We start from the raw sequence: 1,170 nt of genomic DNA, 5'->3' as shown, positions 1-1,170 counted from the left end.
GCGCCAGCGTGGCGGTGCGCGAGGGCGTGTCCACGCCCAGCGGCCGCAGCGCGGCGTCCACGGCGTCGCGGGCCATGCGGCGGTAGGTGGTGTATTTGCCACCGACGATGGTCGTCAACCCGGCCGGCCCCGGGAGCACGGCGTGCTCGCGCGAGAGCGCGCTGGTCGTCTCCGCGTTCTCGCCCACCGGCTTGAGCAGCGGGCGCAGGCCGGCGTATGCGCCGAGCACGTCGGCGCGGCCGATCTTGCGCGCGAGGTAGCGGTTCAGGTTGTCGAGCAGGTAGTCCACGTCGGCGGCTTCGGCCACGGGCTGCGACTTGGCGCCGTTCCACGGCGAGTCCGTGGTGCCCACGAGCCAGTAGCCGTACCAGCGCCGGGCGATGATCACCGAGTCCGCGGCGCGCGCCAGGATTCCGCTTTCCGATTGCAGCGCGTCGGGCCGCAGCAGCAGGTGCACGCCCTTGGCCGGTTGCACGCGGAAGGTGTTCGCGCCCGCCAGCTGCTGCAATTCGTCGGCCCAGACGCCGGTGGCGTTGATCACCGCGCGCGCGGCGATGCGCTGCGTCGCGCCCGTCAGGGCGTCGCGCACCAGCACGCCGCAAACCCGGTCGCCGTCGCGCAGAAAACCGACCACCGGCGCGCGCGTAATCACCCGGGCGCCATGGCCCGCTGCGGTGCGCACCACGGCCAGCGTGTGCCGGGCGTCGTCCGTGAGCGCGTCGTGGTACTGGATTCCGCCGCGCACGCGCTGCGCGTCGATCGACGGAATATGCGCCTTCAGCCCGGCCCGGCTGAAATGCCTGGGCCGCGGGACCGCGCCGCCCTTGCGGCCGAAAAGCGCGTACAGCAGCACGCCCGCGCCCACGTAGGCGCGTTCCCAGAATGCGTGCGTGAGCGGGTAGACGAAGGCCTCGGGGTGCGCCATGTGCGGGCACAGGGTCTTGAGCAGCAGGTCGCGCTCTTCGATGGCCTGCGCGACCAGCCGGAAGTTCAGCTGTTCGAGGTAGCGCAGGCCGCCGTGGAAGGTTTTTCCCGAGCGCGACGAGGTGCCCGCGGCGATGTCGTCCGCGTCCAGCAGCACCACCGACAGGCCGCGCGCCGCCGCGTCGAGCGCGGCGCCGGCGCCGGTGACGCCGGCGCCCTGAGACACGCAACAGGGGATAGAAGGCA

At 72.7% G+C, this 1,170-nt stretch carries 1 protein-coding gene; it reads right to left on the bottom strand.

Going from position 1 to position 1,170, the window contains the following annotated elements:
- Positions 1–1,150 (bottom strand): glycerol-3-phosphate dehydrogenase/oxidase (locus tag VTU_RS0121170; protein WP_010108445.1); only part of this gene is annotated, 1,150 nt, incomplete at its 3' end.
- Between the last annotated feature and the right edge of the window lie 20 nt (positions 1,151–1,170).

This window comes from Verminephrobacter aporrectodeae subsp. tuberculatae At4 (assembly GCF_000193225.1).
Taxonomy (GTDB): domain Bacteria; phylum Pseudomonadota; class Gammaproteobacteria; order Burkholderiales; family Burkholderiaceae_C; genus Acidovorax; species Acidovorax aporrectodeae.
This window is presented reverse-complemented; position numbering and strand designations above follow the sequence as displayed.